Below are 18,244 nucleotides of genomic sequence, written 5' to 3'. Positions count from 1 at the left end.
CGGCCCCGGAGCCCTGACGCTCAGCGCCGCCCGCAGGCCATCAGCTGGATGTCGTACATGATCGCGCGGTCGCCGACCCGGTTGGCGACGCGGATCAGCCAGTCCTGATTGCGATAGCTGCCCCGGCGAAACCCTGCATTACCTTCGTGATAGGCAAGGTAGAGGTTGCGCGCATCGGTCGGCTGAATGCCGTTCTGCTCGCGCGCGGTCGAAGCATACCAGCCGATGAAATCGGTGGCATCGCGGATATCGTCGCGCTCGCCGCGATGATTGCGGGTAATCTGCTGGTATTCTTCCCACGTGCCGTCCAGCGCCTGACTATAGCCATAGGCCGAACTCTGGCGCCCCAGCGGGATCACGCCCAGCGCGTAGCGGTGCGGTGTGCGCGCGTCGCCCCTGAACCGGCTTTCGGCATGGATGATCGCCATCTGCACGGGCACCGGCACGTTCCATTCGCGCTCGGTCGCCCGCATTGCGCGCAGATAGGCCGGACGTTCGGCGGCCAGCGCGCAGGCATCATCGATATTGCTCGGGGGGTCGTAGCTGCGCCCGCCGCAGGACGCGAGTGCGGCCACCAGGGCGGCCGCCGCCAACAGGCGGGGAAATCTGCTCATGATCTGCCTCGGTCGAGTTTCTTGTGTTTTTTTCCGTTTTAGCCGATTTCTCGCAAATTTGAAATCACTTCCGGGTCAGGATCTGTTGCGTGACGCCCGGTACCGGCGTGGATCGCCTTCTGCTTGCGCAACGGCCCCGCGCAGGCTGCCGCAATTTTGCCACTTTGAAGCCTTTGTCGGGTCAAGATTCACAGTTTGTTTCTGCGCCCCTGCATTCGCCCCCATGGACGTATGACCGTGACTCGCGCTAGAAACGGCGCGAAGGGATCGCGCTAATGTTGAAATCACACGCCAAGTTCGGACTGGGTCAAATCGTTAAGCACCGGAAACATCCGTTCCGGGGCGTGGTGTTCGACGTGGATGCGATGTTTGCCAACACCGAAGAATGGTACGACGCCATTCCCGAAGACAGCCGCCCCAGCAAGGACCAACCGTTCTATCACCTGCTGGCCGAGAACGAGAACAGCTATTACGTCGCCTATGTGTCCGAGCAGAACCTCGAGGCCGACGATACCGGGGAGCCGGTCGATCACCCCGACCTGCCCGAGTTGTTCGGCGATTTCGAGAATGGGTATTACCCGCTTCAGGCACAGCTGAACTGACGATCCGCGCTGGCGCTTCAGCCCAGAGGGACCTTCAGCGCCAGAAGGTTGCGACCGTCCCGTCGCTGATGATGCAACTCGACAGCCAGACTGCGGATGATGTGCCAGCCAAAGCCGCCTTCGGGCAGCAGGTCGGGCGGCGTGATCGCCGCAAGATCCGAGCCGGGCATGACGTCGTCGGGAAACGGTACGCCCTGATCGGCGATTGTGCAGGCCAGACCACCCCCGTCATCGCGCACCCATAGCTCGATCAGGCCGGGGTCACCGGAATAGGCATGCTCGACCACGTTGTTGAGAACCTCGGCCAGAATCAGCTCGGCATTCGAAATCGCCTTGGGCGGCAAGCCGTCTTCGCACAGGGTGGCGTTCAGATCTTCCAGCACCGTCCGCGTCGTCTGATCCCCGGCGACAAAGCGGCGGTGGAACAGAAGCGGCCCGGGAACGCCGGCCCCGTCCAAAGCGCCGGATCGTCGGCGTTGCGAAGCGCCAATGCCTGACCGCGCGCCGCCCCAGCCCCCTGATCCGAGCGTCCGTCCCGCCATGTCAACCGACGGCCTGCAGATCGCCCGGTGGCTGATGATGGATGGTAAAGACGCTGTCCATGCGGGTCAGGCGAAACACCTTGGCGACCGGCGGGGTCAGGGCGGCCAGTTCCAGCCGCCGTTCGGGCGCAAGGAATTTCATCACCGCAACCACGGCGCCAAGCCCGCTGCTATCCAGAAAGCTGACCTTGCCAAGATCCAGAATGACGGGGTTGCCCGGCAGGTCGGTGGCGCGGCGTACCGCTTCCTTGAACGCGATCGCCACGGCGGCATCGATCCGGCCATCGTTAACCGTGATTACAAGCGACTCTCCGGCGCGTGACGTGGCGATGTCCAATTTGCCCCCCGCATATGGCTTGTCCGAACGCCACGCTAGGGCTTAAGTCTTGCCAAATGGTTCACGCCGAAAGGGGACATGCCATGAGCGAAGTCATCATCACCGGTGCCGCACGCACGCCCATGGGCGGTTTCCAAGGCGTCTTCAGCGGCGTCAGAGCGGCGGAACTGGGCGGCGCGGCGATCACCGCGGCGCTGGAAAGCGCCGGCACCCCGCCCGAGGCGGTCGAGGAATTGCTGATGGGCTGCGTCCTGTCGGCAGGTCAGGGACAGGCCCCGGCGCGGCAGGCGGGCTTTCAGGCGGGTCTGGGACAGAACGTGCCGGCCACCACGCTGAACAAGATGTGCGGCTCGGGCATGAAAGCAGCGATGATGGCGCATGACCAGATCGCCCTTGGCCATACGCAGGTGATGATCGCGGGCGGTATGGAAAGCATGACCGAGGCGCCGTACCTGCTGCCGAAAATGCGCGGCGGGGCCCGGATCGGGCACGGTCAGGTGATCGATCACATGTTCCTCGACGGGCTCGAAGACGCCTATGACAAGGGGCGCCTGATGGGCACCTTCGCCGAGGATTGCGCCGAGCATTACCAGTTCACGCGTGAGGCGCAGGACGATTACGCGCTGACCTCGCTGACGAATGCTCTGGATGCGCAGGCCAACGGCGCCTTCGACGGCGAGATCACCTCGGTCACGGTTCAGGGCCGCAAGGGCGAGATAACGATCAACGCGGATGAGCAACCCGGCAATGCCCGTCCCGACAAGATCCCGACATTAAAGCCTGCGTTCCGCAGCGGCGGCACCGTGACGGCGGCGAATTCCTCGTCCATCTCGGACGGCGCGGCGGCGCTGGTTCTGTCCTCGCGCCGCGCGGCTGAGGAACGCGGCGCCCCCGTCCGCGCCATCATTCGCGGCCATGCCAGCCACGCGCAGGCTCCCGGCTGGTTCACCACCGCGCCCGTCCCCGCCGCGCAGAAGCTGCTCGACCGGCTGGGCTGGAACGTGTCGGATGTGGACCTGTGGGAAGTGAACGAGGCCTTCGCGGTCGTGCCGATGGCCTTCATGCACGAGATGGGCCTGCCGCGCGACGTGGTCAACGTCAATGGCGGCGCCTGCGCGCTGGGGCATCCGATCGGGGCCTCGGGCGCGCGGATCATCGTCACCCTGCTGCACGCGCTGGAAAACCGGGGCCTCAAGCGCGGCATCGCGGCGATCTGCATCGGCGGCGGTGAGGGCACGGCGATCGCCATCGAACGCCCCTGACGCGGGCACCGGTTCGCATCGTCGCGAACCGGCGCGCTGGCTTCAGACCGATTGCTGCGCGAAGACCGCGCTGAACGGGGCGATGGGCTGGCTCAGATCGGCCTTGAACGGCGCGTCGTGATCGGGGACCCAGTCGCCTTCGGGCAGGGTAAAGTCCTTGGGTTCGTCGCTGAGATTGAAGGCGCAGAGCAACCGCTCGCCGTTCAGCACCCGCAGGAAGGCCAGCACCCCGTCCGAATCCCGCACCACGGTCATCGACCCCTTGGCCAGCACCGGGCGCGCGTGGCGATAGGTGACCATCCGGCGGTAGAAGGCCAGCAGGCTTTCATCGTCGTTTTCCTGCACCGCGACGGCCTTGGACAGATGCTCGGCCGCCATCGGCAGCCACGGCTTTTCGTGCGACGAGAACCCGCCATGGGGATAATCGCTGGTCCAGGGCATCGGCGTGCGGCACCCGTCGCGGCCCTTGAATTTCGGCCAGAAGCGGATGCCATACGGGTCTTGCAGGTCTTCAAAGGCGACATAGGCTTCGGTGAGACCCAGCTCTTCGCCCTGATACAGGCAGACCGTGCCGTGCAGCGACAGCAGGATCGACGCGAAGAGCGTGCGTTGTTCCTCGCCCAGCGCCCAGCGCGTGGCATGGCGCATGACGTCGTGATTGGAAAACGCCCAGCAGGCCCAGCCGTCGCCAATCTCGCGCTCATGGGTGCGCAGGACCTGCCCGAAGAATTCGGCGGTGGGCTCGTTCCCGGCCAGAAGGTCGAACGAGTAGCACATATGCACCTTGTCCTCGCCCTCGGTATAGGCGGCCTGAAGCTGCATCCCGTATTGCCCGTCCCCTACCTCGCCCACCAGCGTGGTGGCGCCGTAATCGTCCATCAGGGTCCGCAGCCGCTTGAGAAAGGCAAGGTTCTCTGGCTGGTTCTTGGAATAGATATGGTCCTGCCAGTTATACGGATTGACCTCGGGCGCGAGGGTGGCGTTGCGGCGCTCGAGATCCAGCGCGGGGTTGTCGCGCAGTTGGCCGTCATGGAAGTAGAAATTCACGGTATCCAGCCGGAATCCGTCGACGCCCCGTTCCAGCCAGAACCGCACGATCCCCAGAAGCGCGTCCTGAACCTCGGGATTGTGCAGGTTCAGGTCGGGTTGTTCCTTGAGGAAATTGTGCAGGAAATACTGCATCCGGTCGCCCGACCATTCCCAGGCCGAACCGCCGAAGATCGACAGCCAGTTATTGGGCGGCGTGCCGTCGGGCTTGGCATCGGCCCAGACATACCAGTCGCTCTTGTGGTTATCGTGCGAGTTCTGGCTTTCCTGAAACCACGGATGCTGGTTCGAGGTGTGGCTGAGCACAAGGTCGATCAGCACCCGGATACCCAGATCATGCGCGCGCATGATCAGCGCGTCGAAATCGCCCAGACTGCCGAACATCGGATCGACATCGCAGTAATTCGAAATGTCATAGCCGAAATCGAGCATCGGCGAGCGATAAAAGGGAGAGATCCAGATCGCATCGACACCAAGCTGCGCGATATGCTCCAGACGGTGAATGATCCCGGCCAGATCGCCGACGCCGTCGCCGTTCGAATCCTGATAGCTGCGCGGATAGATCTGATAGATCACCGCCCCGCGCCACCAATCCTTGTCGTCCGGAAGCTTCGTGCCGCGCCGGAAATCTTGCATCAGGTTCATGGGTCCGTCCGTTCTGTCAGCGCCGCCCCTTTCGCGGCGCCCGTCGCCCGGCGCGCTCGATGCGGCATTCCCTTGGCTCTAACTGAGCATCCCGCGCCGCAGGAAAAAACCCCTCGTCGCCCCGGACAGGGGGAAAACACGATGCGCGAGGGGGATTTTCACATGTTCAGTCGCGGCGCGGCGGATCGTCCGCAGGATCACGCCCCCGAACGACCCGTCCTGGCACCCGGTGCGGGCAGGCCAGACCGGGCGCCACACGAGGCTCAGCCTTCGACCTGCGGCAGGTAAGCGCCGTAGCCTTCGGCCGCCATCTCGTCCTTGGGGATGAAGCGAAGCGAGGCCGAGTTGATGCAATACCGAAGCCCGCCCTGATCGCGCGGGCCATCGGGGAAGACATGCCCCAGATGGCTGTCGCCATGTGTCGAGCGGACCTCGGTGCGGATCATGCCATGCGTGTTGTCGCGCAGCTCGACCACGTTCTGCGGGTCGACCGGGCGGGTAAAGGCGGGCCAGCCACAGCCGGAATTGTACTTGGCTGCGGATGTGAAAAGCGGCTCGCCCGAGACGATATCGACATACAGGCCGGGTTCGAAATGTTCGTCGAATTCATTGGAATAGGGCCGCTCGGTGCCGTTCTGCTGGGTCACCCGGTATTGTTCGGGGGTCAGGCGGGCAAGGGCCTCTGGGGTCTTGGTATAGCTCATCGTCATCCTCCGGTGCGCTGTTCCTTGGATATGGGACGGCGGCGCGGCAATTCCATCCCCCGCCCCTCACGTCAGCTTGTCCGGGACCAGCCGCCGCTAGGCGAAGCTCAGGCTTTTCGCAAAGTCCTTCAGCGCCGCAACGATCCCTCCCTGTGCATCGGCCAGCGCGGGGTCCGTGCCGATCAGCGTGATCACCGCCTGTGCCTCGCCCTGCCAGTCGAGCACCGGCGCCGCGATGGCGACCAGACCGGGAATGAAGCGCCCGTCGACCCATGTGAATCCCGCCTTGCGCATCGGCGCGACCAGATCAGAAACCCCGCCTTCGTCGCGCGGCAGATCGCCCGTCGCGCGGACCAGCTCGGCCTGTAGCACGGCCTGCAACGGGGCCTGCGGCGCCCATGCAAGAAAGGCCCGCCCGGTCGCCGAGTTCAGCAGCGGCATCACCGTGCCCAACCCCATCGACGTGACGGTCGGCACCGCCGCGCGCTCCCACCGGACGACGGTCGCGCCATGCGTGCCCCAGACCGACAGAAGCGCGGTCAGGCCGGTCCGCTCGACCAGATCGGGCAAGGCATCGGCGGTCCGGTTGACGAAATCGTGCCGCGCCAGCGCCGACAGCCCCAACCGGATCGCGCCGGGGCCAAGGTCGTACTTGCCCGACCGCCCGGCCTGAACGACCAGCCCGGCATGCAGGAAACTGGCGAGATAGCGATGCACTTTCGATGGCGGCATGGCGCAATCGCGCGCCAGTTCGCTGAGCGAGACGGCCTCGCGCCGCTCGGACATGGCGCCCAGCATCCGCAGCGCCGCATCGAGCGACTGGATCCCCCCGCTGGCTTCGTCTTCACCCTTCATGGCGGGCGATCGCATCCTTCAATTCGTGCATTTCGCCCGCGACGATACCCTTTTCGCCAGGTTTAAACAGCCCGCGCACCTCGGTTCCGGTGGCGGTGACGGTCTCGCCCAGACGGATCTGATAATCCAGCGTCAGCGATTTCCGGCCCCATTCGCGAATCGTCATGGACACGCTGATCGTGTCGTTCGGGCGCATCGGGCGGCGGAACACGGCATCGGCCTGCATCAGCCCTGCACCGACCGCGCCGACCTCTTTGCAGATCGCCGCGTGGCCGCCGAACCGGCCCAGCCAGTCGTGGAAGCAGCGGTCGAACCACCCGTAAATATTGGGATAGAAGACGATCCCCGCCGGATCGCAATCGCCGAAAGTCACGGTGTAGGTCAGGTCGTGGGTCGAGGACAAGTTTTCCGCTCCATAAAAATTATTGCGCATATTGGAAAACAATGTACCTTGCCCGCAAATCGGTGTCGAGGTCGGAGGAGGAGCCCATGCCACTTTCAAGCGTTGATATTCTCGGCGGCGGGCCGGCGGGTCTGTACACGGCGATCCTGCTGCGCAAGGCAATGCCGCAACTGCGGCTTCGGGTGTATGAACAGAATCCGCGCGGCGCGACCTTCGGCTTCGGCGTGGTGTTCTCGGATCAGGCGCTGGACTTCCTGAAGGCCGACGATCCCGAGATCCACGCGACGATCACCCCGAACATGGAGCGCTGGCGCAACATGACGCTGAACCTGCCCGCCGGGCAGGTGACGCTGGACGGCGTGGGCTTCTCGGCCGTGTGGCGGCAGGACTTCAACGAGATCCTGGCCGCGCGCGCGCTGGAACTGGGCGTCGAGATCCTGTTTGACACGCCGATCACCGCGCTCAATCAGCTCGACGGCGATCTGATCGTGGGGGCGGATGGCCTGAACTCGCTCGTGCGGCGCTCGAACGAGGCGGGCTTTGCCCCGCAATGGGACACATTCACCAACCATTTCGCGTGGTTCGGTGCGGACCGGCCCTTCGACACGCTGACCCAGAGCTTCATCAAGACCGGCCGCGGCGCGTTCAACGCGCATCACTACCGCTTCACGCCCGACCGCAGCACCTTCATCGTCGAATGTGACGACGCGACCTTTGCAGAATACGGTTTCGCCGGGATGGATCAGGACCAGACGGCCGAGATCTGCGAAGAGGTCTTCGCGCCGATCCTTCAGGGTGCCAAGCTGATCAAGAACAACTCGATCTGGCGGCAATTCCCAAAGCTGTGGTGCGAACGCTGGGCGGTCGGCAACACGGTGATCCTGGGCGATGCCGCGCATACCGCGCATTTCTCGATCGGGTCGGGGACAAGGCTGGCCATGGAAGACGCGATTGCGCTCGTCCGGGCGCTGTCATCGCATGACGACCTGACCGAGGCGTTGGAAAGCTATCAGCGCGAGCGGATGCCGATTGCGAAGAAGATCGTCAACGCCGCCAATACCTCGGCCCAGTGGTACGAGGATTTCGCCACCAAGATGGACATGGCCCCCGTCGATTTCGCCTTCGACTATCTGACGCGCTCGGGCCGCGTCGATCTGGACCGGCTGCGTGCCATCGCGCCCGAGTTCATGGCCCGCTGGGATGCCGAACACAGCGCCGCACAACCCGTGGACCCGGTAGGCGACGACACCGCCGGAGCGAAAGAGATCGGCTTCGACAAGACCGCGCATAACAATTGCGCGGACATTCTGTGGGACAACCTTGCGCGCAATCCCGACAAGCCCGCCCTCACCGGACCGGCCGGCACGCTCAGCTACCGCGACCTGATCGCCGAGGCCGCGCGCTGGGGCAATGCGTTCACGGCGGCGGGGCTGAAGAAAGGGGACCGCATTCCCTTTTTCCTCGATGACACGCCCGCCTATCCGGCCGCCTTCTTCGGCGCGGTGCGTGCGGGCTTCGTGCCGGTGCTGCTGAACACCCAGACGACGCCCGACCTGCTGAACTTCTTCCTCAAGGATACCGGCGCGCGCATCGCCCTGTGCGAAGAAACGCTGGGCCATATCTTCACCGATGCCGTGCTCGACGGGACCAGCGTCGAACGCGTCGTGCGGGTAAATGGCGGGGACGATTTCACCGCCGGTCATTCCAACACGCTGCAAGCCGCCGATACCGGCCCCGACGACATGGCGTTCTGGATGTATTCCTCGGGCTCGACCGGGCGGCCCAAGGGCATCGTCCACCTGCATCACGACATGGCCTATTCGCAGCAGAGCTTCGGCGCAGAGGTGCTGAATCTGCGGCCCGACGATATCTGCTTCTCGGTGCCGAAGATCTTCTTCGCCTATGGCTTCGGCAACGCGATAACCTTCCCGTTCTCGGTCGGTGCGACGACGCTTCTGCTGCCCGGCCAGCCGCGCGCAGACGCCGTGCTCGATTGCATCGAGACCTACAAACCCACCGTCTTCTTCGGCCTGCCCACGCTCTACACCGCGCTCGCCCGCACGCCGGGGATCGAGAGCCGCGACCTGTCGAGCATCCGGCAAAGCATGTCGGCGGCCGAGATCCTGTCGTCGGATATCTACGACGCGTGGAAGGCGCTGGTGGGGCATGGCCCGACCGAAGGTCTGGGCTCGACCGAGATGCTGCATGTCTACCTATCGAATGCGCTCGACGATCACCGGCTGGGGGCGGCAGGCGCGGCGGTGCCGGGCTACGAGATCAAGCTGGTGACGCCCGAAGGCACCATCGCCCGGCCCGGCGAGGAAGGCGTGATGTATGTGCGCGGCCATTCCAGCGCGCCCTGTTACTGGAACCGCCCCGACAAGACCCGCGAGACGATGCGTGACGACTGGATCTATACCGGCGACCGCTTCATCGAACAGGACGGCTATTACTACTTTCAGGGCCGCGCGGATGAGCTGATCAAGGTCTCGGGCCAATGGGTCTGGCCGCTCGAGGTCGAGCGCTGCCTTAACGACCATCCCGATGTGCACGAATGCGCCGTGCTGGCGCATGAGCTTGGCGACAAGCGGATGACCTTGCGCGCCATCGTGGTGATGCGCGACGGACGCACGGGCGATGTGGGGGATCTGCAGGGCTATGTGAAGGGGCAGTTGCAGCCCTACAAGTACCCCCGGATCGTCGAGTTCGCGCAAACGCTGCCCAAGACCGGCACCGGCAAGATCGACCGTCAGGCGCTCAAACAGAAGCAGCCCGCAGGCTGAGGCTGTAGGGTGCGTGCTCTGCACGCACCGCTCGCCGCGCGTCCGGTCTTCAGACCGGACACCATTAGTCCGGGCGCCATTAGACCGGGCGCCATTCCGTGATCGCCGTCTCGACCCGCGCCCATTCCCCGCCATGGGGCAGGCCCAGCCGGAGCCATGTCTTCGAATAGGGAAACCGCCGCGACCAGATCGCGCGCCGGGCCAGATGGTCCTGCGCGCGCTCGGCATCCGGGGTGGCATAGGTGCGAAACAAGGCCGTTCCGCCCACCAGCGGCCAGCCCGCGCGCGCGGCTATGGCATCAAGCCGCTCGGCATCCGTCGCCAACCGCCCGGCGGTGGCGCGGTGCCACGCCCTGTCGCTCAGGGCACGCGTCCCCAGATCCAACGCCGGGCCGCTCACGCTCCACGGGCCCGCGAGCTGACGCAGGGGGTCGATCACCGACGGATCGCCAAGAACGAAGCCCAGCCGCGCACCGGCCAGCCCGAAGAACTTGCCGAACGACCGCAGGATCAGCATCCGCTCGCTCAGCACGGGCACGGCGGACAGCTCTGGATGCGGGTCGGCGAAGCTTTCATCCACCACCAGCAGCCCCACCCGCTTGGCGACCCCTTCCAGCGATTCCGGCGTCCAGCTTCGGCCATCGGGATTGTTGGGATTGACCACCACGGCCAGATCGGCCCCGGCCAGCGCGCGGATGCCATCGGCATTCTGCAGCGTCCAGCCATGCGCGACGAGGCTTGCGGCATGTTCATTATAGGTCGGCGCGATCACCCTTGCATCGCCTGCAGGGCGCAGGCGCGGGTAAAGCTGGATCGCCGCCTGCGCCCCCGCAAGCGGCAAGACGCATTCTGCGGGCACGCCATAGGCGGCAGCGGCAGCCGCCACCAGATCGCGCTGTGCCTTGACACCGGGCAGACAGGTCCAGGCCTCGGCCGGGAAATCCGGCACCGGATAGGGGCTGCGGTTGATTCCTGTCGACAGGTCGATCCACGCCTCGCCGCCATAATGCGCACGGGCCTCGTCCAGATTGCCGCCGTGGTCTCTGCTTACCATCCCGTCACCGCCAAGATTGCCACCATCGCTGCAAGCGCCGTCATCGCGTGACGATAGAGACGCAACGCCCGGGAAAGATCGGCAGGCCCCGGATCGGGCGCCGTCGCGTTCACCCAGGGCTCGTCTGAAACGCCCCGCTCGTAAACGCGCGGACCCGACAAACGGATCCATAGCGCGCCCGCCATCGCCGCTTCGGGCCAGCCCGCATTGGGCGAGCGGTGATGGCGCGCATCCGCGACGACCACCCTCAGCGCGCGTTGGGCATGACCGCTGACCAGCGCAAACAGCCCGCCGGTCAGCCGCGCGGGGATCAGATTGACCAGATCGTCGATCCGCGCCGAGGCCCAGCCGAATTGCTCGTACCGCTCGGTCCGGTGGCCGATCATCGAATCCAGCGTGTTGATCGCCTTATAGGCGACAATGCCGGGCAGGCCTGCGACCACGCCCCAGAAAACCGGCGCGACGATCCCGTCCGAAGTGTTCTCGGCCAGGCTTTCGACCGCCGCGCGGGCGACCCCGGCCTTGTCCAGCCGGTTAGGGTCGCGCCCGACGATCATCGACACGGCAAAGCGCGCAGCGGACAGATCGCCCCGGGCCAGCGGCGCGGCCACCGCCGCGACGTGCTGATGCATCGAGCGCAAGGCCACCAGCGGCCAGGCAAGGATCCCGGCGAAAACGGTGCCAATCCAGCCATCCGGCAGCGCCAGCACGATGGCCAGCGCGACGCCCGTGGGGACCGCGATGGCGATCAGCGCGGCGGCGACACCCTTGGCCCGGCGGAACGGACCCCGGTTCAGGTTTGCTTCCAGCGCATGGATCAGCGCGCCGATCCACGTCACCGGGTGCCCGATGCGCCGATACAGCGCGTCGGGCCAGCCCAGAGCCGCATCGATCAGCATGGCGATCAGGATCGCGGCAGCAGCACTCATGCCCCGCCCCCGGCAAAGCGGATCACCCCGGTAAAGCCCGCTTCCGCAAGCCGCGCCTCGGCGCCGCTCGGAACCGTGCCCGGCGCGAAGATCAGCCCGCGCGCGCTGCCGGTATGGGCGATCATCCATCCCGGCGCGCCCAGCTCGGCGGCCAGCGCGGCGGTCGGATCATCGGCAGGACCGCGCAGCGCCAGCGTGCGCCTTGCGCTTTCGCTGCTCAGCGCACAGAGACCCGGCAGATCGACGCCGCCGCGCCAGCGCGCGACCAGATCGGCGATATCGGGGAACGCGTCGTCCTCGGCGCGGGTGCGCTGAACCGGCCCCAGAAAACCGCCCAGCACCTCGAAACGCGGCAGGGCGGGAAGCCGCTCGACCACCTCGCCCTGCCGCGATGCGAAAAGGCAGGTTTCCGGTCGGGGCAGCATCAGCGGATCGCTGGCGCCCTCGGCCGCGACACAGGCGCGTGCCAGCCGCTCGGGCGGGCCCTCGAAGCCCAGCCAGCGCGCCAGCGCCACCAAGGCCGCCGTGGACGACCCGCCACCGCCACCGGCGGGCATATTGGCCTGCATCGGCGGCACGGTGTGGGGGTCGGTCAGCGACAGCGCCCGGCACAGCGCCCGCACCCGCCGGGGACCGAGCAGGCTGTGATCGCCGGCCCCGATTTCCACCCAAAGCGCCGGACAGGGCAGAGAGATCAGCACCAAAGGCCCCTCGGCCCCCAGCCGCCCCTGCAAGAGCTCGCCGAAATGGCCGCTCACGCGCATCCCGGCGCGCGGCTGCGGTCGGGCGGCGGGAGCTGAGGAAGGGACGTGGTGCATGCGCGGTGTTCCGATCTTCGGGCCTGTTTGCGGGCTTTCCCGCGCTTCGGCAAGGGCTCGGGTGCGCCGCAATCACGCTTGTGCAAACGGCCCGCCGCGAAGGACGGGCCGCGCAAAACCGGTATCCGGGATCAGTTGCTGAAGCCGCGCACGGTCTGACCCGCGTTGCGCATGACGCTCATCACCTGCGCGATCAGCGGCAGGGCGGATTCGGTGGCAAGGATCACGTCGCCCGAATGCACCTGGAACCGGTCGGCGGCGAACAGGCCGTCAGCCGAGGTCAGATCGAAGGTGAACACGACCTCTTCTTCATGCGGATAGGGACCGTCGGGGCGCACGACGCTGGACGGGTATTCGCGCAGAACCAGCACGCCCTGAAGATTGGCGCGGGCCTGCGACAGACCGCCATTGTTGGAAATCGCGTCCAGAACGGTGACTTCCTCGCGCTCGAAATAGACGACATCCTGCCGTCCCGACGCACCCAGCATGATGTAGCTGCGCTGATCCTCTTCGACCAGAACCCGGTCTCCGCCGCGCATCTGGATGTCATAGGCAGGATTTGCGAACAGCTCCTGCGCCGGGATGGCATAGGCGACGCCGGCGCGGTTCAGACGCACCAGCGGGTTGCGCAGCGTGGCGGAAATCCCGCCCGCTTCGGCAATCACGCTCAGAATCGTCGGGCTGATCTCGGGCAGTTGCAGCCGCCCGGGCCGCGCCACACCGGTCACCACGTCGATCGTGTTCCCCGCGCCCGGCGTCACCGACAACTGAACCTGACCGTCGGGCACGATCGACAGCATTTCCTGCTGGATCGTCCGGCGCGCCATTTCCGAGGACATGCCCGCAACACGCAGCTCGCCCACATAGGGCACGAAGACACGACCTGAGGCCGAGACCGGCACCTCGTTCATCGACACCATGCGCTGCTCAGTGGTCGTCAGCAGCGAATCGGGCTGGCTGTCCCAGATCGAGATCGACAGAAGATCGCCCGCCCGGATGATCCGCGCGGTCGGTGCGGCGCTGGCCGTGGTCCAGTTGTTGCGCAGCGCGCTGGTACCCAGCGGCCAGTCCTGCAGCACGTCCATCGAGGCACGCGTTACCTCGAACACCTGCACGCCGAGTTCCGGGTCATCGGCGCCGCGCAGCACTTCCTGCTGCAAAGCGGCACCGCGCGGCATCGAACAGCCGGCAATCAGAGCGGGGATCAGCATCAGGGCGGCGAAGCGGCGAAGGCTCCGCAATCCAAGGCCCGAGCCTTTCTGGGAAGGCATCTCGCACGCCATGGCCGGCATCGTTTCAGTCTTGTCCACTGTCGTCCGCTCTTTCGTTGTCGTCGACACGCGGCTCGTTCGAGTCCGGATTTCCGGCATTGCGGACCGTGTCGCTTGTTGCGCGAGACGCTACTGATGTTCCCGTGACGCGGCAAGACGTTGGCGACGATTGTTTCTTGACCGAAGCGCTGAAGCCACACCGTTTTCCGCCCGGATTGGCCCTGCGGCATCGATTGCCCGATGCCCCTAAGCCTGCCATCGTGGCGACGGGAGGATCCGCCATGAACACACGCCACGAGGCCGATGTCATCGTCGTCGGCGCCGGCCTTGCCGGGCTGGCCGCCGCCTGCGAACTTGCCGACCGGGGCAAGCGCGTTCTGGTTCTCGATCAGGAAGGCCCGCAGAATCTGGGCGGTCAGGCCTTCTGGTCGCTGGGCGGTCTGTTCATGGTCGACACCCCCGAACAGCGCCGCATGAGGATCCGCGACACCGCCGATCTGGCCTTGTCCGACTGGCTGGGATCGGCACAGTTCGACCGCCCCGAAGACCATTGGCCGCGCCGCGTCGCCGAGGCCTATATCGACTTTGCCGCCGGTCCGATGCGCGCATGGCTGGCGGCGATGGGGATGCGCTGGTTTCCGGTCGTGGGCTGGGCCGAACGCGGCGGCGAACTGGCCTCGGGGCATGGCAATTCGGTGCCGCGTTTTCACATCACATGGGGGACCGGGCCCGGCGTTCTGGCCCCCTTCCTGTCGCGCGCGGCTGAGCACGTCGCCCGCGATCGGCTGGTTTTCGCCCATCGTCACCGCGTGCGGGAAATCACCCGCGACGGCGGTCGCCTGTCGGGGGTCGCGGGCGAGATCCTCGCCGAAACCGACACCGCGCGTGGTGAAGCGTCGAACCGCACGATAATCGGCGCGTTCGAGGCGCGCGCCGGATCGGTCGTGGTGACCTCGGGCGGGATCGGCGGTGATCTCGAGCGCGTCCGCCGCGCCTGGCCAATTGATCGGCTGGGACCGCCGCCCGCGCGGATGATCTCGGGCGTACCCGCGCATGTCGACGGCGCGATGATCGACACCGCTGCGGCAGCGGGCGCCGCGCTGATCAATACCGACCGGATGTGGCACTACACCGAAGGCGTGCGGAACTGGAACCCGATCTGGCCCGCCCATGGCATCCGCATCCTGCCCGGCCCCTCGTCGATGTGGTTCGACGCGCTGGGAACACGGATGGAGCCGCCCTATCTGCCCGGCTTCGACACGCTGGGCACGCTGAAACGGATCCTGAGAACCGGCCACGCCCATTCGTGGTTCGTGCTGACGCAAGCCATCATCCGCAAGGAATTCGCGCTTTCGGGCAGCGAGCAGAATCCCGACATCAGCTCGGGCCGCTGGCGCGAGGTGCTGGCGTCACGGCTGGGCGCGGGCGGACGCGCCACCGCGCCGGTCGAGGCCTTCAAGGAACACGGTGCCGATTTCGCCGTGGCCGATACGCTCGACGCGCTGGTCGACAAGATGAACGGCATCGCCGACGCGATGGGCGACCCAAGGCTCGACGTGACCCGGCTGCGCGCCCAGATCGAAGCCCGCGACGCCCAGGTGACGAACCCGTTTTCAAAAGACGCCCAGATCACCGCGATTCGCGGCGCGCGCCGCTATCTCGGGGACAAGCTGATACGCACGGCGAAACCGCACCGCCTCCTCGACCCGGCGCAGGGGCCGCTGATCGGCGTGCGTCTGTCCGTCCTGACGCGCAAGACGCTGGGGGGCCTGCACACCGATACGGATGGCGCCGTGCTGAACGCGCAAGGCGCCCGCATTGACGGGCTGTTCGCCGCAGGCGAATGCGCGGGCTTCGGCGGCGGCGGTTATCACGGCTACAACGCGCTGGAGGGAACCTTTCTGGGCGGGTGCCTGTTCTCGGGCCGCAACGCCGGACGCGCCGCCGGGTAAGGGGGCTGTCTGCCCCCTCTTTGCTCTCAGCTGCGGACCAGCGCTTCGTAGCTGTCCGAGACTTTCTTCGTCAGCTCACCGACCTGAAAATGAAAATCGCCGATCTGACCCACCGGCGTGACTTCGGCCGCAGTGCCGGTCAGCCAGCATTCGGAAAAGCCCGAGAGTTCTTCGGGCATGATGTGACGCTCGACCACTTCGATCCCCATATCTTTGAGCATAGCGATGACAGTCTGCCGGGTGATGCCGTTGAGGAAGGCATCGGCCTTGGGGGTGTGGACCACGCCGTCCTTGACGAAGAACACATTGGCGCCCGTGGCCTCGGCCACGTAGCCGCGGTAATCCATGAACAGCGCGTCCGAGCAGCCCTTGGCCTCGGCCGCGTGTTTGGACATCGTGCAGATCATGTAGAGACCGGCGGCCTTGGCGGCGGTGGGGATAGTTTCGGGCGACGGGCGTTTCCACTTGGCAATATCGAGCTTGGCACCCTGCCATTTCGCGTCGCCGTAATAGGCGCCCCATTCCCAGCCCGCGACGGCCAGACAGACCGGGTTGCGCGCTGCCGAGACGCCCATATCCATTCCCGCGCCGCGCCAAGCCACGGCGCGGACATAGGCGTCGGTCCAGCCATTGGCCTTCAGCATGGCGTATTTCGCCGCTTCGATCTCATCGACCGAATAGGGGATCGTCATGTCCAGAAGCCGAGCCGATTCGATCAGGCGTTCGGAATGTTCCCGCGATTTGAAGATCTTGCCGGAATAGCAGCGCTCGCCTTCGAAAACCGACGAGGCGTAATGCATCGCATGGGTCAGGACATGGACCTTGGCGTCGCGCCACGGGATCAGCGTCCCGTTCATCCAGATATAGCCATCCCTGTCGTCATAGGCCCCGTTCATCGCGATCCCCTCCTGGCATTCCCGGCACTAAATTTTCAATTGTTGCGCGAGATCGCTATGACCTGACATAATCTTGCGCCAACTGGCAGGTCTGGTAGCAATTGATTCTTGGAAAGTCAACAAGGCTGACATAAAAGGACCCCTGCGCGCAGCGTCCACGGGGCGGGATGCGGCAGGGTAGCGTCAAGACGGGGGTGCACGATGGCGGACGGTACGACAGGGGGCGAGAACCTGCTGTTTCTGACCGACGAGCAGTTGCGCAAGGGCATCGAGGCGATGTTCTTCGCCTATCGCGGCTTCACCGCCGATCCCGACCGGATTCTGGGCGAGCTTTCCTATGGCCGCGCGCATCACCGGGCGCTGCATTTCATCAACCGCTCGAGCGGGACGACGGTGAACAACCTGCTCTCGGTGCTGGGCGTGACCAAGCAGTCGCTCAACCGGGTGCTGCGCACGCTGATCGAGGACGGGCTGGTCGAATCCCGCGTCGGCCGCGAAGACCGGCGCGAGCGGCATCTCTACCTGACCAAGGAGGGCGCCGATCTGGAGCGCAAGCTGTCCGAAGCGCAGCGGGCGCGGATGCGGGCGGCCTATCGCGCTGCGGGGCCGCAGGCAGTGGCAGGGTTCCGGCAGGTGCTCGAGGCGATGATGGACGAGTCGATCCGCGCGCAATATCTCTCGATCAAGGATACGAGGACATGAGGGGGATGGTCCGTGAATGATGCAGCCCATCTGCTGATCGTCGACGACGACGCGCGTATCCGCGATCTGCTCAAGCGGTATCTGGTCAAACAGGGTTTCCTTGTCACCGCCGCGCGCGATGCCGCACAGGCGCGCCGGTTGCTGACCGGGCTGGCCTTCGATCTGATCGTGCTCGACGTGATGATGCCGGGCGAGGATGGCGTGGCCCTGACGCATTGGCTGCGCGGCGAGATGGGAACGCCCGTCATCCTGCTGACCGCGAGGGGCGAGGCGAAAGACCGGATCGCCGGGTTCGAGGCCGGAGCCGACGACTACATCCCCAAACCCTTCGAGCCGCGCGAGCTGGTCTTGCGGATCAATGCCATCCTGCGCCGCTCGCCCAAGCCCGAGACCAATGCCGTGGCCCAGCATGTGCTGATTCTCGGCCATCTGCGCTACGAGATGGAGACGGGCGAATTGCGCGACGGGACCGATCCGGTGCGGCTGACCCAGACCGAAACCGCGCTGATGCGAATCCTTGCCGAGCGCCACGGGCAGGTCGTCAGCCGCGAGGCGCTGGTCGATCAGCTGGGACGCGACCGGGGGCTGGGCGCCGATCCCGCGCAGGAGCGGGCGATCGATGTGCAGATCACCCGTCTGCGCCGCAAGATCGAGGCCGATCCGCGCCGACCGCGCTATCTGCAGACGGTTCGGGGCGAGGGATATATGCTGACCGCGGGCTGAGGGCGGGCTGAACCGGGAGAGGCAGCGTGCCGTCTTCGGCGACCCTGTGGCGACCCTTGCGCCGCTCGACGCGACGTTCCGGAATACAGACCTGCAAACTCATGC

At 65.9% G+C, this 18,244-nt stretch carries 18 protein-coding genes; 6 read left to right on the top strand and 12 right to left on the bottom strand.

What is annotated here, in order from left to right; genetic code table 11:
* Positions 1-20: 20 nt before the first annotated feature.
* On the bottom strand, positions 21-614 hold the full coding sequence (locus tag JI664_RS16055) for a lytic transglycosylase (protein WP_207014780.1): 594 nt from the start codon (positions 612-614) through the stop codon (positions 21-23).
* A gap of 275 nt (positions 615-889) precedes the next feature.
* Here JI664_RS16055 and hspQ point away from each other — a divergent pair, with 275 nt between their 5' ends.
* Positions 890-1,216: a heat shock protein HspQ gene (gene hspQ / locus JI664_RS16050; protein WP_207014779.1), complete on the top strand. Its 327-nt coding sequence runs from the start codon at positions 890-892 to the stop codon at positions 1,214-1,216.
* Positions 1,217-1,233: 17 nt separating this feature from the next.
* On the opposite strand, the gene JI664_RS16045 is transcribed toward hspQ, so the two are convergent.
* Together JI664_RS16045 and JI664_RS16040 are read right to left on the bottom strand one after the other, a co-directional pair.
* Positions 1,234-1,674 carry an ATP-binding protein gene (locus JI664_RS16045; RefSeq protein ID WP_207014778.1) on the bottom strand — a complete coding sequence of 147 codons (441 nt, stop codon included), beginning with the start codon at positions 1,672-1,674 and terminating at the stop codon, positions 1,234-1,236.
* An 85-nt stretch (positions 1,675-1,759) separates the two neighbouring features.
* A complete protein-coding gene (locus JI664_RS16040) occupies positions 1,760-2,095 on the bottom strand; it encodes an STAS domain-containing protein (RefSeq protein ID WP_207014777.1) in 336 nt (111 codons plus the stop codon).
* 83 nt (positions 2,096-2,178) lie between these two features.
* On the opposite strand from JI664_RS16040, the gene JI664_RS16035 reads away from it, so the two are divergent.
* Positions 2,179-3,357, top strand: a complete 1,179-nt coding sequence (locus JI664_RS16035; RefSeq protein ID WP_207014776.1) for a thiolase family protein — start codon at positions 2,179-2,181, stop codon at positions 3,355-3,357.
* A gap of 42 nt (positions 3,358-3,399) precedes the next feature.
* Here JI664_RS16035 and JI664_RS16030 read toward each other — a convergent pair whose 3' ends face one another.
* The 4 genes from JI664_RS16030 to JI664_RS16015 form a co-directional block, all read right to left on the bottom strand.
* A complete protein-coding gene (locus tag JI664_RS16030; protein ID WP_414707742.1) occupies positions 3,400-5,049 on the bottom strand; it encodes an alpha-glucosidase family protein in 1,650 nt (549 codons plus the stop codon).
* A 263-nt stretch (positions 5,050-5,312) separates the two neighbouring features.
* Positions 5,313-5,753: a peptide-methionine (R)-S-oxide reductase MsrB gene (gene msrB, locus JI664_RS16025; protein WP_211201725.1), complete on the bottom strand. Its 441-nt coding sequence runs from the start codon at positions 5,751-5,753 to the stop codon at positions 5,313-5,315.
* A gap of 96 nt (positions 5,754-5,849) precedes the next feature.
* The gene (locus JI664_RS16020; RefSeq protein ID WP_207014774.1) at positions 5,850-6,608 is read right to left on the bottom strand and encodes an IclR family transcriptional regulator; all 759 of its coding nucleotides are present in this window, start codon (positions 6,606-6,608) and stop codon (positions 5,850-5,852) included.
* A complete protein-coding gene (locus JI664_RS16015; RefSeq protein ID WP_207014773.1) occupies positions 6,598-7,011 on the bottom strand; it encodes an acyl-CoA thioesterase in 414 nt (137 codons plus the stop codon). The genes JI664_RS16020 and JI664_RS16015 overlap by 11 nt, the downstream gene beginning before the upstream one ends.
* An 86-nt stretch (positions 7,012-7,097) precedes the next feature.
* On the opposite strand from JI664_RS16015, the gene JI664_RS16010 reads away from it, so the two are divergent.
* Positions 7,098-9,794: a benzoate-CoA ligase family protein gene (locus tag JI664_RS16010; protein WP_207014772.1), complete on the top strand. Its 2,697-nt coding sequence runs from the start codon at positions 7,098-7,100 to the stop codon at positions 9,792-9,794.
* Positions 9,795-9,873: 79 nt separating this feature from the next.
* On the opposite strand, the gene cobD is transcribed toward JI664_RS16010, so the two are convergent.
* The 4 genes from cobD to JI664_RS15990 all read right to left on the bottom strand — a co-directional run bounded on the left by cobD (position 9,874) and on the right by JI664_RS15990 (position 13,905).
* Entirely contained in the window at positions 9,874-10,848 is a 975-nt protein-coding gene (cobD, locus tag JI664_RS16005) for a threonine-phosphate decarboxylase CobD (protein WP_207014771.1), read from the bottom strand.
* Positions 10,842-11,777 (bottom strand): adenosylcobinamide-phosphate synthase CbiB, encoded by a 936-nt coding sequence (cbiB, locus tag JI664_RS16000; RefSeq protein ID WP_207014770.1) that lies wholly within the window; start codon positions 11,775-11,777, stop codon positions 10,842-10,844. The genes cobD and cbiB overlap by 7 nt, the downstream gene beginning before the upstream one ends.
* On the bottom strand, positions 11,774-12,595 hold the full coding sequence (locus JI664_RS15995) for a propanediol utilization protein (protein ID WP_286174134.1): 822 nt from the start codon (positions 12,593-12,595) through the stop codon (positions 11,774-11,776). The genes cbiB and JI664_RS15995 overlap by 4 nt, the downstream gene beginning before the upstream one ends.
* 131 nt (positions 12,596-12,726) lie before the next feature.
* Positions 12,727-13,905, bottom strand: a complete 1,179-nt coding sequence (locus JI664_RS15990) for a polysaccharide biosynthesis/export family protein (protein ID WP_207014769.1) — start codon at positions 13,903-13,905, stop codon at positions 12,727-12,729.
* 242 nt (positions 13,906-14,147) lie between these two features.
* Here JI664_RS15990 and JI664_RS15985 point away from each other — a divergent pair, with 242 nt between their 5' ends.
* The gene (locus JI664_RS15985; protein WP_207014768.1) at positions 14,148-15,818 is read left to right on the top strand and encodes an FAD-binding dehydrogenase; all 1,671 of its coding nucleotides are present in this window, start codon (positions 14,148-14,150) and stop codon (positions 15,816-15,818) included.
* A 26-nt stretch (positions 15,819-15,844) separates the two neighbouring features.
* Here JI664_RS15985 and JI664_RS15980 read toward each other — a convergent pair whose 3' ends face one another.
* On the bottom strand, positions 15,845-16,714 hold the full coding sequence (locus tag JI664_RS15980; RefSeq protein ID WP_207014767.1) for a branched-chain amino acid aminotransferase: 870 nt from the start codon (positions 16,712-16,714) through the stop codon (positions 15,845-15,847).
* A 201-nt stretch (positions 16,715-16,915) separates the two neighbouring features.
* Between JI664_RS15980 and JI664_RS15975 the strand changes: the two genes are divergently transcribed.
* Positions 16,916-17,416, top strand: coding sequence for a MarR family winged helix-turn-helix transcriptional regulator (locus tag JI664_RS15975; RefSeq protein ID WP_207014766.1), 501 nt, complete (start codon positions 16,916-16,918; stop codon positions 17,414-17,416).
* Between the two features lie 12 nt (positions 17,417-17,428).
* Positions 17,429-18,139, top strand: coding sequence for a response regulator (locus JI664_RS15970; protein WP_207014765.1), 711 nt, complete (start codon positions 17,429-17,431; stop codon positions 18,137-18,139).
* Positions 18,140-18,244 lie beyond the last annotated feature (105 nt).

The organism is Rhodobacter sp. NTK016B (assembly GCF_017303295.1).
GTDB lineage: Bacteria > Pseudomonadota > Alphaproteobacteria > Rhodobacterales > Rhodobacteraceae > Pararhodobacter.
This window is presented reverse-complemented; position numbering and strand designations above follow the sequence as displayed.

Bases quoted from the DNA above. Each gene is read 5' to 3' on its own strand.
- JI664_RS15980 (WP_207014767.1), bottom strand. From the start codon at position 16,714: ATGAACGGGGCCTATGACGACAGGGATGGCTATATCTGGATGAACGGG.
- JI664_RS16035 (WP_207014776.1), top strand. From the start codon at position 2,179: ATGAGCGAAGTCATCATCACCGGTGCCGCACGCACGCCCATGGGCGGT.
- cobD (WP_207014771.1), bottom strand. From the start codon at position 10,848: ATGGTAAGCAGAGACCACGGCGGCAATCTGGACGAGGCCCGTGCGCAT.
- JI664_RS15975 (WP_207014766.1), top strand. From the start codon at position 16,916: ATGGCGGACGGTACGACAGGGGGCGAGAACCTGCTGTTTCTGACCGAC.
- cbiB (WP_207014770.1), bottom strand. From the start codon at position 11,777: ATGAGTGCTGCTGCCGCGATCCTGATCGCCATGCTGATCGATGCGGCT.
- JI664_RS16010 (WP_207014772.1), top strand. From the start codon at position 7,098: ATGCCACTTTCAAGCGTTGATATTCTCGGCGGCGGGCCGGCGGGTCTG.
- JI664_RS15985 (WP_207014768.1), top strand. From the start codon at position 14,148: ATGAACACACGCCACGAGGCCGATGTCATCGTCGTCGGCGCCGGCCTT.
- JI664_RS16055 (WP_207014780.1), bottom strand. From the start codon at position 614: ATGAGCAGATTTCCCCGCCTGTTGGCGGCGGCCGCCCTGGTGGCCGCA.
- msrB (WP_211201725.1), bottom strand. From the start codon at position 5,753: ATGAGCTATACCAAGACCCCAGAGGCCCTTGCCCGCCTGACCCCCGAA.
- JI664_RS16030 (WP_414707742.1), bottom strand. From the start codon at position 5,049: ATGAACCTGATGCAAGATTTCCGGCGCGGCACGAAGCTTCCGGACGAC.
- hspQ (WP_207014779.1), top strand. From the start codon at position 890: ATGTTGAAATCACACGCCAAGTTCGGACTGGGTCAAATCGTTAAGCAC.
- JI664_RS16020 (WP_207014774.1), bottom strand. From the start codon at position 6,608: ATGAAGGGTGAAGACGAAGCCAGCGGGGGGATCCAGTCGCTCGATGCG.
- JI664_RS15995 (WP_286174134.1), bottom strand. From the start codon at position 12,595: ATGCACCACGTCCCTTCCTCAGCTCCCGCCGCCCGACCGCAGCCGCGC.